Genomic DNA, 14961 nt, shown 5'->3' with positions numbered 1-14961 from the left:
ACGTTCGGATCCGCTACCAGGCGGAGGATTCGATCGCGCTAGCCGTCGACTCCGGCGCCGACGGCACCCAAGGCTTCAGCGGTTGTACGACATCGCGGTAGAACGCATCGACCCCATCGGTGACACTGACGATGAAGCCGGCAGCCGACCCCGATCGCTTGCTTCCCATTTTCGTCGGCGACGTCAGTGTGAACCGTCGCAGCTCGCTGACCCGCCCGGACGTCAAAGACTTCGTGTCAGCTCGAACAGTCGCCAGGTTCTCACACGAAACCTCACTGACGTCGGCGAATACAGCCTCGACGAGGATGTCCGCCGGCGCGTGCTGGAGCTGTTTGAGCAACCACGATGCTCGCCGAAGCGCCGTACCATCATTGGGAGCATCGATGGTCGTGCTGCACTGAATCTTGTTGGTACGCAAGTCCGCTTCGACGCTGACATCCCCCGCCGCATCTGGGATCCGCAGCGTCGCGGCCAGGCAGCCGCTCGTAGCGAGTTGCTCGACGATGTACTCGTTCCGCGCCTGAGGATCACTGCTCAGCTTCCTCGGCAGATGATGCTTCACCGTGACCCCGAGATCAGCCGTCATACGCAAAGCCAGATGCCGCGACAACGACGCCCAAGTATTCGCAACCGACAACGCCTTGACATCGCTGAACCGCAGGGTTCCGGCGGTCACCGAATCACGCACCGACACCCAATGACGACCCATGTCCACGAACTCGGTCGCACCGGACTTCGGATGTGTCAGATACCGAACGAATTCACTCAAAATCCACACCTGCAGAGAGTCCGTGAGATCACCGTGCGACAACAGCATTCGAGCTTCATGAATCACTTCTGACCACGAAATGTGCCTCAGTGAAACCTTGTTGAGCTTGGTCTTGTTCACCTGGACCGGAAGCTCACCCACCGACGCCGGAATGTCGTTGGACAGGCTCAGCACGACCTCGTACTTGTGCCGTCTGGCTACGTCGAGGTAGTTTTCGAGCTGTTCCTTCGTCAGTTTCCCCGTTCCGGTCTTGACCTCCAGCAAGGCAGTCCACACGTGACCGGCGCGAGACACGCGAAACACCCCATCGGGGATGACTTTGCCCTCCCCCTTGACGAACGGCACCTCCAGATATCCCTCGAACGGGCCCGAGGGTGCCCCCGCGCGAGAACAAATCGCCCGCGCGAACGGACGCACGGCCTGCATCGTGGCAATCAACGCCGAGGTCGCCCGCTTCTCTTGTTCCTCCCCTGAACCGACACCGGACACCGAGAACAAGCGAGCGGTGTGCCACCCCTCCCCGCCTGCGAGAGTGAACTGAGGTGGAGTCACCTTCTTCGCGACCGGTTTCTTTGTTCGCACACCTCGTTTCGGTCGATCGACATCGACGATCGAGACGTCGACAACCTCTCCGGTCGCGGTCGTGGCCTGCGCATGCGAGTCCGCGACCTCGACCACGACTACCTCATCGATCGATTCGTCCTGCTCGCTGTCGTCGACGTCGACACCGAAATCCTGTGCCAAACCGGCTAGACCGGACTCCCACCCTTGTCCGACCGCACGCAGCTTCCACGCGCCGTCCCGTCGGTACACCTCACCGAATACGAGCGCGCGTTCCGATGTTGCGTCTGCGGTGAAGAATTCACCCAGTACCGATCCGGACTGATCTCTCACCTGCAGTGCCAACTTGCCGAATTCACCCAGAGCGTGCTCGTCGGAACTGCCAGCGATGACGACTTTCACGACGTCCAATGGCAGCGAGTTCAGGTGGATCGACACCCGCTCTTGCTTGCCTTCATCTGTGCTGCTGCTGCCGATGTACCGTACGGCTGCATCGGATGACTCGGGTTGGTTGTAGAACACGAAGTCCGCGTCCGACCGAACACGGCCGCCCTCGTCCACTAGCAGTGCGGACGCATCGAGATCACGCTCGGGGTCGACCCACGACACGATCACGTCCAGCTCGGTAACCTCGGCCGGTAGCGTGATGTTTTGGCCCTTGGTCAGAATTGGTGAACTCACCTGTGCACGCTCCTGTCGGACAAAACGGACTCCGACTGGCCAGACTATGCACAGCGCGCGAACGCCGCGGGCTCCCGCCCAACATTCATTCGTTTGACCGACTAAACACTCTCGGTGAGGCCCAGCCTCAGAAGACCCTTGATGACAACCGGAACCCCGCCAGCGCCCGCGGATTCCCTCGCTCACCTCGAGCCTACCGATCTCGCTGGACCATCCACGTCCGCCGCCCATTCGCGCCGACTGCGCGAACGGCGACTGCATCAGCGTCCAAAACCGCTACGCCATCGAAACCCAACACACCCAACTCACCGACACACTCGAGTCGATTGCCCCTCTGAGGACGGCGTGACCCGCGCCTGAGTAGAGCAGTCCCAGGCGAACGAAGGAATGCGACAATCGGGGCACAAGGGATACGGTCCTGCGAACCTTCGATCTATGTGAGCAGGGAGTGTCATGAAACGAACAGTCGCAATAGTCCTCGGTGCCGCAGTCATCGCTCTCGGTACGCCGTCCGTCGCTGCAGCAGATACTGGAAGCAGCGCCACCGGAAGCGCAGAATCGATCCACAGGAATGCGCTCAGCCTGATCACAACCATCAACTATTTGATTGCCGGGTGCACACCAGTGATCCTGTCCGGGCAGGTGTGCGCTGGCGTCGCCCCGACGCCAGCGCCCTTCGGCGAATAGTCCGCACGGGGAGCCACTCCGTCCCCCACATGCGAAACCCATAGGAAACCCTCAGTCGCACAACGTGTCTGAAATGTGCGATACACGGAGTAAGTCAAGCCGCTACTGCACATTGTTCTGGCGCAAATTCTCTTGCGTCCGACTTGTAAGTGAGCCCACGTCCTACAGTGCGGCCCTCGGCATCACCCGACGCATGACACCCGACACCCAATTCCCACTCGCCCACTACTTCAGCATCAGGGTCGTTCGACCACGACGAGACCTTGTTGGAACCGTGCCACTGTCTCTACATCTACCTACGTCAGAATACAGCCGTGTCTTGTTCAGAACCATTCCCACGAGAGTTCATACTCCCTTCATTCGATAGTGCTAAAGACTCGTCCATGCGGTCCGAAATCGCCTGTCCGCCTGGGTGACTTGCGATAAATTCAGCACACTCGCCCGATCAGACGACCAAAGACCCTAGGGCTGACACTGCGGCGTGGACACACTCGGGGCTATGGCGACAAACCAGAGAATCGAACGGTACGCCCATCGAGGACGCGCGGATAATGGAATCGACGACACGTTCGTGCGAGGTGTCGTTGCGCGGGTCTGTTCCGATTGCGGAACGCTGGGCGACCGGACGTTGGGCAGCCGATGAGCTCCCAGCAAGAAGCACTCGTGAAGCTCGCCTCGAAGCTCGACAGCCTCCGCAATGAGCTCATCGACACCGCGGGTACCGACGATCGACTAGCTGCGGTGCACCCACACAATCGGGCGAGCGCCGAGAATCTCACGCACTACATGGCATTGCGTAGACATGACGTACGCGTCCTGCAGGCAGATCTCGCGGCATTGGGGTTGTCCTCACTGGGACGGTCGGAGGCGCACGTCCTCGCATCCGTCGATGCGGTGCGGGCGGCAGTGGCGAGCCTGGCCGGGTTGCAGCCCCCCGAGGATGACAAGGGCATGGTGGACTTCGCTTCCGGTGCACGGCTACTCGAACGCAACGCGACCACGCTGCTCGGTGCGGGTCGCAACGGCCGACTGACGCGCATCATGGTGACTTTGCCCAGCGAAGCGGCCACCGACACATCCCTCGTCGACCGGCTCGTCGCAGCCGGAACCGAAGTGGTACGGGTGAACTGCGCGCATGACGGTCCGGCGCAGTGGGCCGCGATGATCGCCCACGTGCGCACCGCGGCCCGGGCCCACGGCCGCCACGTGAAGGTGTCCATGGATATCGCCGGCCCGAAGCTGCGGACCGGGCCGATCCTCCCCGGAGCCGCAGTGGCGCACATCAAACCCACGCGCGACGATCTGGGCCGATGTGTGGTTCCAGCCCGGGTATGGCTGACACTGCCGAACGGGCCCGACTGCCCTGACACGGAACGCCTTCCGGTGACGGACGAGAAGTGGCTCGCCCGACGCAGGAAGGGCGAGCGGATCACTTTCCGCGACGCCCGGGGATCCGAACGCAGTCTCCTGATCACCTCGGCGACATCCGATGGGTGTGTGGCGGACTTGGCGGATACTGCGTACGTGGTGCCGGGCACCACCATGCACCACTTCCACCACCATGACCACGAACACCACCATCATCACGGTGACGATGTCGCGCAGGTAGGCGCGTTGGCGCCGCGCACACAGAAGCTCCGACTCCATGTCGGCGACTACCTGCTGGTGGTGCCAGATCTTGATCCCGTCGACCCCCACGCCACCCCGGTTCGGATCGGATGCACATTGTCTCAGGTGTTCGAGGACGCCCGAGTAGGGCAGCGCGTGTTCTTCGACGACGGAAAGATCGGCGGCGTCATCGAAGCCACCGGTCCGGGTGGGTTGACGGTGAAGATCACGGACGCGGCACCGCTAGGCGCCTGGCTCGGCGCAGGCAAGGGCATCAACCTGCCCGACAGCCAGTTGCGACTGTCCGCGCTGACTGACCACGACACTGCACACTTGCCGTTCGTGGTCGAGCACGCCGACGCCGTGAGTCTCTCGTTCGTCAGAAGCGCCGACGACGTCGCCATGCTGCAGCGCCGGCTAGCAGATCTCGGCGGCACCCATCTCGGCGTGATACTGAAAGTAGAGACCGTCGCCGGATTCGAAAACCTGCCGGAGATCTTGCTGACGGCGATGCGATGGCCGCAGGTCGGGGTGATGATCGCCCGCGGCGATCTGGCAGTGGAGGCGGGTTACGGGCGACTGGCAGAGCTACAGGAAGAGATCCTCTGGATCTGTGAGGCGGCACACGTGCCGGTCATCTGGGCGACGCAGGTCCTCGACACGTTGGCCCGCACCGGTCGCCCCTCGCGCGCCGAGGTTACCGATGCGGCGATGGCCGGTCGAGCGGAGTGCGTGATGCTCAACAAGGGCCCATTCGTCGATCACGCCGTCGTCTTCCTCGACGACATCCTCGGTCGGATGGCGGAGCACCAACGAAAGAAGAATCCGATACTGCGGCAGCTGCATTCATGGGGTGACCCCCACGACGTCGGATCCGAATCCGCCGAGGACCGCGCGTCGTGAACGAGGTACTTGCCGAGTGCTGACACGGAGGTGTCAGCATTGCGAGTATCGCGGCCGACGCCATAGGCCACACGTAGATGCTGGCCCGTTTGGACAAGGCCGGCAAGGTCACCACCCGATGGGCAGAGGCTGCGGGAGGCCCTCCCCGAAAGTACTACCGGCTCACGAAAGACGGCCGCGCCTCACTCGACGACGGCGCCAAGGCCTGGACGGCGTTGAGCAACGCAATGACCGAGGTCCTCAGGAAGGAACACGACGCATGACGAAGCAGTACCTCCGCACCGTTGGCCAGTACCTCAGCGACCTCTCCGCGTCGGACCGCAAGCACGCACTCGAAGCACTTGCGGCACAACTCGAAGAGCTTGCCGATGCCGGCATCGAACCCGTCACTGCCCTCGGCGACCCCGCGAGGTACGCCGAGCACCTGCGCGATGCACTCATCGACGGAACACCTGACGGGCAGACACAGTGGCGAGCACTAGGCCTCCCTGTCGAGACTCGGGGGCCGGTGAGCGCAGAGGTTCGATCGCGCACCGTCATGAATACGCAGTCGCGGCGGTCGAGCCTCACAGGAGTTAGGACTGTCCGTCGAGGAGCACATTCGACTTCGATGGTAGCCGTCACCTCTCACCCCGATGATTGACCCGCGGTGCGTACACGGGATCGGCTGCGGTCGACCATCCGATCCCACTGAACTGCCCTGGGACTGTTGGAGTCTGGGTTGCTGAAATGTTGATCACCGAAATCAGGGGATGACGGTGTTCTCGTCACTGAAGAGCATCGTGACTCCGCCATCGGCGAAGTTCGCCAGATCGGCGGCGGCCGCTTGCCCTTGTGGGGACGCGAGGGCGGCTCCGGCAGCATCGGCCGATTCGAAGTACAACTGCGCCAGCAGATATGCCGACGCAGGTTGGCCTCCGACGTTGTCGCAGTGTCCAGCAACGAACTTCGAGACGGCGGGCAACTCGCGGACGAGAGGCATGTGGGTCGACTCGTAGTAGCCGTCGAATGCCGCCGGATCGGACGGATGGTCGTAGACGATGGTCACGCGGTACATGGAGTGTCCTTACTCGGAAGGTGCTGTTCAGGATGTAGCGGAGAGGGCCGACTGCGATGGAGTGAACTCCTCGCGCAGCACCAATCGAGGTGCCATGCGACGACGCTTCAGTGCTTTCACAGCGGCCTCCACCATCGGAGGTGGTCCACATACATATGCACGCAGCCCTTTGCACGTTGCGAAGTCGTTCAGTACGACGTCGGTGACCATTCCGCACGCGCCGTCCCACGTGTCCTCGCTGAGTGCTGGACGATAGTGAAACTGCGGGTGGGTGCGTTCGAGCTCACGGAAGTAATCCACGTCGTACAGATCGTTCTGTCGACGTCCACCGTGGTACAGGTACAGCTCGGGCAGCAGGTCGTGCTCGAGTGCGTGTCGGACGATGGAGGTCAGCGGGGCAAGCCCGGTGCCACCGCCGATGAGGATCGCAGGTTCGTCGTGACGCCGCGTGATCCCGAACTGCCCGAGCGGGCCGCGCAGCGAAACACGATCCCCGATTGCCAAACCGTCGAAGATCCATCCTGCAGTGGCAAGGCCACCGTCGGTTCGTTTGACATGGAATTCGAGCTCTTTGGAATTGCTCGGCGCGTTGGCCATCGAGTATTGACGCCCCACCCCGTGGCCGGGGACGATGATCTCCGCGTACTGCCCTGCGTTGAACTCCATTTGATCATCCAGTCGAATCCTCAAGCGCCGGGTGTTGACTGCGATATCGCCGAGCGCTGTGACGGTACCGTGGTGATCACGAAGAGCGTGACGCGGAGTGACGTCGTCCACAGCATTTCCCAATGGTTCGATCACCACCTCACTGCGCGGACGTGCCATGCAGGCCAACGCCAGTCCCTGAGTGCGTTCCTCGTCTGTCAGCGTGTATTCGGGTGAAGCCCCGTGATCGACAGTGCCGCGCAACACCTTCACTTTGCACGTACCGCACGTGCCCTGAGTACATGAATGCGACAACCAGGTGCCACTGCGCAGTGTGGCGTCGAGAATGGATTGATCGTCCTTACAGTCGATATCGCCGTCCGGGAGATGGATACGGTGACCTCTCATCGTCAGACCTCCCACGTGACGAAGAGCTCCTTGGGGCCGCGGAATCCCCAGCCCCAGAAATCCACGTCGCGAGACTCGTCGCGCTCGATGTTCGGGATGGCTTCGAAGAGTTCTTCCAGGCCGATCCGGATGACTGCATTGGCGAAATACGTTCCGCCACATGCATGTGCACCTGCGCCGAACGTCATGTTCGGAGTGACCGGTCGGTCCAGGTCGTAGGCCGAGGGTGCGTCGTACGCATGCTCGTCCTGGTTGGCCGACCCGTAGGACAACATCACGGCCGAACCGGCTGGTACGTCGACACCGCCGATGGTGACATCCTTAGTCGCGGCCTTCACCACTGCGGACCAGATCGGCGCGACCCAGCGCATTCCCTCCGTCTGCGCGCGCGGAATCAGGGCGTGATCCTCGACGACTCGTTCGAGTTGGTCGGGCCGGGTCAACAGTCCTGCGATGGTCGTCGCCATCGCGTGACCCGGTTCCTGCATGGCTCCCAGCAGGAACACGTACAGGTTCGGATAGATGATCTCGCGCGGACGGGTCTGACCTTCGGGCATGCCGTCGTGCAGCCAATGCGATATCGCCGAGTGGTCCGGGTGTTCGATCCAGTGATCGATCTTCGGGTCCACGTGCGCAATGATCTCGGCTTTGGCCTCGTCACCCGGCCGAAAGCCGTCGGGGTTGGCGAACTCGCCGTCGTCGTCTACGGCGGCGTTGGTGAAGGACATACTGAGCTTGTGGAACCACTCGCGGAGCTTGTCGGTACTCACATCGTTCAATCCGAGCAAGTCACCGAGTGCGCGCACGCTGACGGGTTCGCAATACGCGGACACGATATCAACTCGACCATCGCTGTCGAAGGCTTCGAGTCGCTCCTTGGCGAAAGGGCGAACCAAACCGTCGATGTACTTATCGACGGCACTTGGCTGCAAATGCGGCTCGATCATGTCGCGCAGCTTTCGATGCTCTTCGCCGTTGGTGTTGAGCAATGCTCCTGGACCGAATGTCCTTCCGCCGGCAGCCGAGATCACTGCCGGCCACTTCTCGGAGTCGTTCGCGATCTCGGCGCACAGGTCCTTCGAGGACACGATGTACATTCCCAGCGCCGGGACGAACGCGACGGGCGCCTCTCTGCGAAGCCGCTCGTAGAACGGGTAAGGATCCTTTTCGAGTTCCTCGATCGTGATCTGCTCGATAAAGCCGAGAGTGGCGGTCATGATTCTCCTTCTGCTCCGTGACGGGCCTGGTCAGTAGCCCGCCCTGTGTCCGGCATCACAAGCATTCGTCGACGGCCCAGCAGCTGAGACCGCCGTTCGGCATCGCCGAACAGGCACGCGACGCAGCGTCACGAGAATTCCGACGGACAGGAAATCAGCGGCCCGAATGAGTCTTGCGGTACACGCCGGGGCTGGCGCCGAAGCGTTGTCGGAATGTCCGACTGAAGTGGGAGACGTCGCGAAATCCGACTGTCCCGGCCAGGTCGCCCACTGTGACTTCGGATTCGAGAAGCAATCTACGGGCCCGGTCCAACCGGGCCGAATACAGCCAGTTGACCGGCGTCGCTCCGGTCTGGCGAAACAGCTTCTGCAGATGTCGAACCGACATACCCAGATCGCGCGCCGCGTCGGACACCGAACAGTCCGGATCGTGCAAGCGCGATATCAAGAGCTGTTGGGCCCGACGCAGATCCTGCAAGTGCGCCAACTCGGTCGGGCCGCGCAGAGCAGAACCATCAGCGAGAGCAGTGATCAACATGTCCATCGTCGACGCTGACAACGACGCCGCGGTTCCAGGCGCGACTGCATCGTCGAGAGTTGCGATCTCCTGCAGTAGGTGACTGACGACACGGCCCGCGCCCTCACCTGCCGAGACGCCGTGCGCGGTGACGGCGTCGACAATGTGCGCCGGCAGCCGTGAGGCGAGCAGGCGCCGTGGGGTGCGCACGACGAGTTGCTCGAACTGGTCAGGCGAGGCGTATGTGAACGGCCGCGACGGGTCGAGCAGCGCGAACGATCCGTGCCGCAGATCGGTGGTCCTACCGTCCTGTTCGAGATGACCGTGGCCGCGCATGACCAGACACAGGAGAAAGTCGCTCTCGGAGTCCGCGATCATCGCAGGCGTTCTGATGACGGTGTGCGGGTCCGCCCGAACGGTACTGACATACAAGTCTCCGAACGGGCGACCGACCAATTCGGCGGTGAACTTCGTGTGCGACCCCCTCAGGTCGAGATCCATCTCGCAGTAGGTCGACTCCAAAGCGCTGGCCCAGGCGTCCCGGCCTTCGCGCGAATCGAGCCCACTCGTGTCGACGTGCACCGACGCGGACCGGGCGCGTGTGCGCTCGGAGCCATCTTTTCGTTCGTCGGCGGTCATGGTCGAGCCCTCCTTCGGTACATAGTGTTGCAGATCACAGCATGAAGACGACGGGAGTCACGGTGGCAACGCTGCAGACAGTGCAGAAAATCGGTCCAGTTCTGGACTTGTTCACAGTTGAACGGCCCGAATGGGGCGTGTCCGAAGTCGCGACGACGATCGACCTTCCACGATCGAGTGCGCACGCGTTGCTGTCAAGCCTCGTCGACATCGGCATTCTGCAGTGCCGAGCCCGCGGGCGCTACCGGATCGGTTGGCGCGTAGTCGAACTCGGTCAAGCACTTCGGGGAACCGTCGACGTGCGCTCGTGCGCTGCACCGGTGATCGATCGGCTCGTCGACAAGTACGGAGAGACGACCCACCTCGCAGTCATGGAACGCTGGCGTGTGCTGTATGTGGACAAGGTGGTCGGAACCCACAACATCACCGTGCAGGGCGCTCGCGTCGGTACTCGCCTGGACGCGCACTGTACGGCCGTGGGCAAGGTGTTGCTGGCACAACTGCATGACGCAGAGCTCCGACGATTCTTCGACAGCGCCACGCTTCGACGCCGGACCCCGACGACCATTACCGACCCGGCAGCCCTCGTCGAGACCCTCGCATCGGTCCGTTCGACTGGTTGTGCCTTCGACCTCGGTGAAGCAGTCGCCGATGTGGATTGCGTCGCAGCCCCAGTACGTGACGACATGGGAACGGTGGTCGCCGCCATCAGTATGAGCGTCCCCGCCAGCCGCTTCGTCGCCAATCGTGCAGAAATTCACCGGGCCGTCGTCGGAGCCGCCAACGAGGTGACCCGCGCGCTTGCCGAGGTGTCTCAGGCAGTCGTACCGCTCACTTGCCGCGAACCAGCCACCTCCGAGCGCGGGAGGTTCGCATCGTGACCGCAGTGACAGAACAGGATTCGGTCATTCGTGAGGCCGCGGACCGATTGCTCGGTGTCTATTCTTCGGGTGAACCGATATCACCGCTGGCACTCGATTTTCCTGGCGCAACCATCGAATTCGCATACCGCGTGCAACAGCTACAGGTCGAGCGGTGGATTCTCGACGGTGATGCGATCAAGGGCCACAAGGTCGGCCTCGCATCGCGCGCCATTCAGCGTCAGATGGGAGTCGAGCAACCCGATTTCGGCCACCTGACTGCCAGTATGTTCCACCTCGAGCATCAGCCTGTTCCGCCGGGGAGCTTTCTCCAGCCACGAATCGAGCCCGAAATCGCCTTCGTGCTCGGCAAACCGCTGACCGGGCCAGGCGTTACCGTGGCCGAGGCCGTGCGCGCAGTCGATTTCGTACTACCCGCTCTGGAAGTGGTCGACTCGCGGATTCTCGACTGGCGCATCGGTATCGTCGACACCATCGCCGACAATGCGTCCTCTGGCGGCGTGATACTCGGAAGCCGACCTGTGCCTCTGGATTCGGTGGACCTTCGACTCGCCGGGTGCACCTTGCATATCGACGGCTCTCTCGTAGCCACGGGCGCGGGTGGGGCGGTACTCGGTTCTCCGATCAACGCGCTGGTCTGGCTTGCCAACACGGTCGGCCCACTGGGTGTCACGCTCGAACCTGGGCACGTCGTACTGCCCGGATCGATGACCCGAGCCTTCCCCGTCGCCCCTGGCCAGTCGGTGGTAGCGAACATCAACGGATTGGGTTCAGTCACAGCCGTCTTCGGATCTCAGGAGGAACAATGACCGAATGGAGTGTTGCGCAGGTTGCCGATCGTCTACTCGGAGCGGCGGACCGCGTGGAGTCGCAGACTCCGATCAGCGCTGAATGGAACGGCCTCGACCTACATGCGGCGTACGACGCGCAGGATGTTGCGCTGCGGATGCGTGTCTCACGCGGGGAAACACTGACCGGCGTGAAACTCGGCGTCACCTCGCGCGCAAAACAGCTTCAGGTAGGGGTGAATTCTCCGTCGACGGCGTGGCTCACCGACGCGATGATCCTGCCGATCGGCGCTCCGGTTCCGTTGGACCGCCACATTCATGCGCGGGCCGAACCGGAAATTGCGTTCGTGATGGGTCGACGTCTGAGCGGACCCGGAGTGTCGGCTGCGACAGCTCTTGCCGCGGTCGATCAGGTCCTTGGTGCCATCGAGATCATCGACAGTCGGTTCTCCGGATACAAGTTCACGATGATGGACGCGATCGCGGACAACAACTCTTCCGGACGCTATGTGACTGGTCCCATCGCCCGCACTCCAGCGGGACTGGATCTCGCGCTCGAAGCGTGTCTACTCGAAGTCGACGGCGAGATAGTCGATTCCGCAACCGGTGCTGCAGTGTACGGTCACCCGGCCGAAGCCCTCGCATTCGCGGCGAACACGCTTGCGGAGCGAGGCCTTGCCATCGAGCCGGGATGGGTAGTCCTCACCGGCGGCATGACCGATGCCGTTGCAGTGCAACCCGGCTCACGAATCGCCGCGCACTTCACCTCACTCGGAACCGTTACCCTGGCAGGAGGATAGCCGTGCCCTTCATCGACGTCACCATCGCCGAGGGGCGCAGCCCGGAGCAGCTACGCGCCCTCATTCACGAATTGACCGAGGGTGCGCGGCGCGCCCTCGGTGCCCCGGTCAGCACCATCCGAGTCGTGCTCCGCGAGGTCCCTAGAACCCACTTCGCCGCGGGGAACGTCACCATCGCCGAGCGGTGACCGGGCTGCGATTTCTTCGGAACGCGCACGTGCAGCAGGGACACCGGCGATCGACCAGTTCTCGGGCAGCACCTCGACGACCTGCCCGCGCACCGCGCGTCTGTCGACCTCCAGGACGTCGACAACTACGTCGGTGAGCCTGGCCATCAGCTCCTGGCGCTGCACAACCGGTCTCCCTGCGAGGACGACAGCGGTGAAGTACGGGGCGCTGGACGCATAGAAAGCGCCACTCACTGCGACGTCCTGCGCGTCGTAGCGAACAATGAAGGCGCGGACTCGCTCGACCGGCGAGTCCAGAATTTCCGCGTAACAACGGCTTGCCTCGCTCAGCAGCAGGCGCCCCTGGTCCGCGGTGAACGTGCCGCCGACGAGGTGAAAATGTGCAACAGGCATTGCGGGACCTTTCGCATTCAGAAGATGCCGTGACGGGTTCCGCCGTCGACGGTCAGAACACTGCCGTGCAGTACCGAAGCCTCAGGGGCGAGCAAAATGTCGATCGACCACGCCACCTCATCCAGCGTCGGAAGCCTGCCCAACGACGTCTTGGCCCGATAACGCTCACGGATCGCAGCAGCATCGAAACCCGTGTCGGCGGCCTCACGACCTATGAACGCATCAAGACGAGGCGTATCGATCGGTCCCGGCGCAATGGTGTGCGTCGTGACACCCTTCGGCCCGTACAGCACGCCGATCTGCCGCATCAGATTGAACAGAGCGGCATTCGCGGTTCCCGGGCCGGCGTCGAAAGACCCCGGTTCGACGCCTAGCGATCCTGCCACTGCCACAAACCTCGATCCCGGGCGCAGATGTTCCCGCACGCTGTGCAGCAGCCGGACCACACCGCCCGACTTGATGTTCGCCGCGACTGCGAATCCGGACGGGTCGATCGTGTCGGCTGACCCTTTCACAGGTAGCCCCGCCGCGAAGAGAGCAAGCCGCACGGGGGCGTCGATCGCCGACGAGATGGTCTCTATCGCGTCGTCGGAACCAATGTCGGCGACGCACGGAACGACGACCCCGTCGTGCTCGGATGCGAGCGCATTCAGTGCCGACTCGCTCCGTGCCACCGCCAGCACTCGGTGCCCCGCCGTCACGAACCTTCTCGTGACGGCGGCGCCGAGTGCCCCGGTGGCCCCGACCACGACGCAGAGCGCCATTCAACTACCCAATCGAATCGTCACGGCCCTCGGCTCTGTGAAGAACTCACGCGAGTACCGGCCGCCTTCGCGACCGAGGCCACTGATCCCTTCACCGCCGAACGGCAATCGGAGATCGCGCTCGAAGAAGGTGTTGATCCACACCGTGCCCGCTCGCCAGCGCGCTGCCATGCGATGTGCGCGCGAGAGGTTCTCGGTGAACAGGATTCCCGCGAGACCGTACGGTGAGTCGTTGGCAATCGACAACGCTTCGGTCTCGGTCTCGAAACCGAGGACCGTCACGACCGGTCCGAAGATCTCCTCGCGCACCGTACGCGAGGAATTCGTCAGCCCGGTGATCACGGTCGGCGGGTAGTAGAACCCCTGTGCACGAGCACCATCGGTAATCCTGGCACCGCCGGTCACAACCTTGCCGCCCTCTTCCTGAGCGAGTTCGACGTAACTGTGCACCTTCTGCAGGTGCTTCTCCTCGATGAGAGGACCGACGAAGGTGCCTCCTTCCTTCGGGTCCCCGACGGTCAGCTTCTCTGCTGCGGCGACGAAACGGTCGAGAAACTCGTCCATGATGCCGTTCTGCACCAGCAACCTCGACCCCGACAGGCAGACCTGACCGTTGCCTCCGAAGATCGCCCTGATCGACATGGGGACGGCAATGTCGAGATCGGCGTCGTCGAACACTATGTTCGCCGATTTGCCGCCCATTTCTGCTGAGACGGGCGTGTGGTTCGGTGCCGCCGCATGCAGGATCTTCACGCCCGTCGCGCTCGATCCCGTGAAAGTGATGCGGTCGACGCGGGGATCGGACGTCAGTGGTCCTGCCACACCCTCACCGCCGAATCCGTGCACGACGTTGAGTACACCAGGCGGCAGACCTGCGTCGAGCGCGATCTGCGCAAACCGGTTGGCAGTCAAGGGCGTCTGCGGTGCAGGCTTGAGTACGACGGTGTTACCGAACGCCAGAGCCGGCGCGATCTTCCACGTCGCCAGCATCAGCGGCGCGTTCCACGGGCTGATGGCCGACACCACACCTGCGGGCGGATACAGCGTGTACGACAGCAGATCACCGTCGGGATAGGCTTCGTTTTCTGTCATCGCTGCATAGTCCGCGAAGAATCGCAGGTTGTGCGCCACACGGGGAATCTCGGCGTGCAACGACTGTGTGACGGTCTTGCCACCGTCGCGAGTTTCGAGTTCGGCCAACTCTTCTCGGTGCGCATCGACTGAGTCGGCGACAGCGTGCAGGATTTTCGCTCGCTCCTTCGGCACCATGTGCGGCCACGGTCCATCGTCGAACGCAGCACGGGCAGCGTCGATCGCGGCAGTTCCGTCCGCGGCCGTACCCTGCGCAACCGTCGCCAGGTGGGCACCGTCGTGGGGATCGTGGCTCTCGAAGGTTGCGCCGTCGGCCGATGCCCGCCAGTCGCTTCCGATGAGGTGCTGGATCTCTATTGTCAT

Annotated in this window: 15 protein-coding genes and 1 pseudogene; 8 read left to right on the top strand and 8 right to left on the bottom strand. The window is 62.8% G+C overall.

From position 1 onward, the window contains the following. Positions 1 to 13 precede the first annotated feature (13 nt). A complete protein-coding gene (locus ACODSO_RS23415; RefSeq protein ID WP_489039060.1) occupies positions 14 to 2011 on the bottom strand; it encodes a TerD family protein in 1998 nt (665 codons plus the stop codon). A 453-nt stretch (positions 2012 to 2464) separates the two neighbouring features. On the opposite strand from ACODSO_RS23415, the gene ACODSO_RS23410 reads away from it, so the two are divergent. From ACODSO_RS23410 to ACODSO_RS23395, 4 genes are all read left to right on the top strand, one after another. Continuing rightward, on the top strand, positions 2465 to 2698 hold the full coding sequence (locus ACODSO_RS23410; RefSeq protein ID WP_489039059.1) for a hypothetical protein: 234 nt from the start codon (positions 2465 to 2467) through the stop codon (positions 2696 to 2698). Between the two features lie 639 nt (positions 2699 to 3337). After that, positions 3338 to 5209, top strand: coding sequence for a pyruvate kinase (locus ACODSO_RS23405; protein ID WP_489039058.1), 1872 nt, complete (start codon positions 3338 to 3340; stop codon positions 5207 to 5209). A gap of 77 nt (positions 5210 to 5286) precedes the next feature. Next, the gene (locus tag ACODSO_RS23400; RefSeq protein ID WP_489039057.1) at positions 5287 to 5472 is read left to right on the top strand and encodes a PadR family transcriptional regulator; all 186 of its coding nucleotides are present in this window, start codon (positions 5287 to 5289) and stop codon (positions 5470 to 5472) included. Next, a complete protein-coding gene (locus ACODSO_RS23395; RefSeq protein WP_489039056.1) occupies positions 5469 to 5852 on the top strand; it encodes a hypothetical protein in 384 nt (127 codons plus the stop codon). The genes ACODSO_RS23400 and ACODSO_RS23395 overlap by 4 nt, the downstream gene beginning before the upstream one ends. A 102-nt stretch (positions 5853 to 5954) precedes the next feature. Here the strand turns inward: ACODSO_RS23395 and ACODSO_RS23390 are convergent, their stop codons facing one another. The 4 genes from ACODSO_RS23390 to ACODSO_RS23375 all read right to left on the bottom strand — a co-directional run bounded on the left by ACODSO_RS23390 (position 5955) and on the right by ACODSO_RS23375 (position 9692). Next, positions 5955 to 6266 carry an EthD family reductase gene (locus tag ACODSO_RS23390; protein ID WP_489039055.1) on the bottom strand — a complete coding sequence of 104 codons (312 nt, stop codon included), beginning with the start codon at positions 6264 to 6266 and terminating at the stop codon, positions 5955 to 5957. Between the two features lie 27 nt (positions 6267 to 6293). Continuing rightward, entirely contained in the window at positions 6294 to 7319 is a 1026-nt protein-coding gene (locus ACODSO_RS23385; RefSeq protein ID WP_489039054.1) for a 2Fe-2S iron-sulfur cluster-binding protein, read from the bottom strand. 2 nt (positions 7320 to 7321) lie between these two features. After that, positions 7322 to 8536: a cytochrome P450 gene (locus tag ACODSO_RS23380; RefSeq protein WP_489039053.1), complete on the bottom strand. Its 1215-nt coding sequence runs from the start codon at positions 8534 to 8536 to the stop codon at positions 7322 to 7324. A gap of 154 nt (positions 8537 to 8690) precedes the next feature. Continuing rightward, a complete protein-coding gene (locus ACODSO_RS23375; RefSeq protein WP_489039052.1) occupies positions 8691 to 9692 on the bottom strand; it encodes an AraC family transcriptional regulator in 1002 nt (333 codons plus the stop codon). 62 nt (positions 9693 to 9754) lie between these two features. On the opposite strand from ACODSO_RS23375, the gene ACODSO_RS23370 reads away from it, so the two are divergent. From ACODSO_RS23370 to ACODSO_RS23355, 4 genes are read left to right on the top strand one after another with little or no spacing between them, the layout of a single operon-like run. Next, positions 9755 to 10573, top strand: a complete 819-nt coding sequence (locus tag ACODSO_RS23370; protein WP_489039093.1) for an IclR family transcriptional regulator — start codon at positions 9755 to 9757, stop codon at positions 10571 to 10573. Continuing rightward, complete coding sequence (locus ACODSO_RS23365; protein WP_489039051.1) at positions 10570 to 11382, top strand: 2-keto-4-pentenoate hydratase; 813 nt, start codon at positions 10570 to 10572, stop codon at positions 11380 to 11382. Before ACODSO_RS23370 ends, ACODSO_RS23365 begins: the two co-directional genes overlap by 4 nt. Continuing rightward, a complete protein-coding gene (locus ACODSO_RS23360) occupies positions 11379 to 12161 on the top strand; it encodes a 2-keto-4-pentenoate hydratase (RefSeq protein WP_489039050.1) in 783 nt (260 codons plus the stop codon). Before ACODSO_RS23365 ends, ACODSO_RS23360 begins: the two co-directional genes overlap by 4 nt. Positions 12162 to 12163: 2 nt before the next feature. Next, positions 12164 to 12349: a tautomerase family protein gene (locus tag ACODSO_RS23355; RefSeq protein ID WP_489039049.1), complete on the top strand. Its 186-nt coding sequence runs from the start codon at positions 12164 to 12166 to the stop codon at positions 12347 to 12349. Here the strand turns inward: ACODSO_RS23355 and ACODSO_RS23350 are convergent. The 3 genes and pseudogenes from ACODSO_RS23350 to ACODSO_RS23340 all read right to left on the bottom strand — a co-directional run. After that, positions 12347 to 12742: pseudogene (locus tag ACODSO_RS23350) on the bottom strand (tautomerase family protein); the annotation flags it as partial. The gene ACODSO_RS23355 and the pseudogene ACODSO_RS23350 sit on opposite strands and share 3 nt — an antisense overlap. 17 nt (positions 12743 to 12759) lie before the next feature. Next, positions 12760 to 13506 (bottom strand): SDR family NAD(P)-dependent oxidoreductase, encoded by a 747-nt coding sequence (locus tag ACODSO_RS23345; RefSeq protein ID WP_489039048.1) that lies wholly within the window; start codon positions 13504 to 13506, stop codon positions 12760 to 12762. Continuing rightward, entirely contained in the window at positions 13507 to 14961 is a 1455-nt protein-coding gene (locus tag ACODSO_RS23340) for an aldehyde dehydrogenase (RefSeq protein WP_489039047.1), read from the bottom strand.

It is taken from the genome of Rhodococcus sp. FG69 (assembly GCF_057808915.1).
This window is presented reverse-complemented; position numbering and strand designations above follow the sequence as displayed.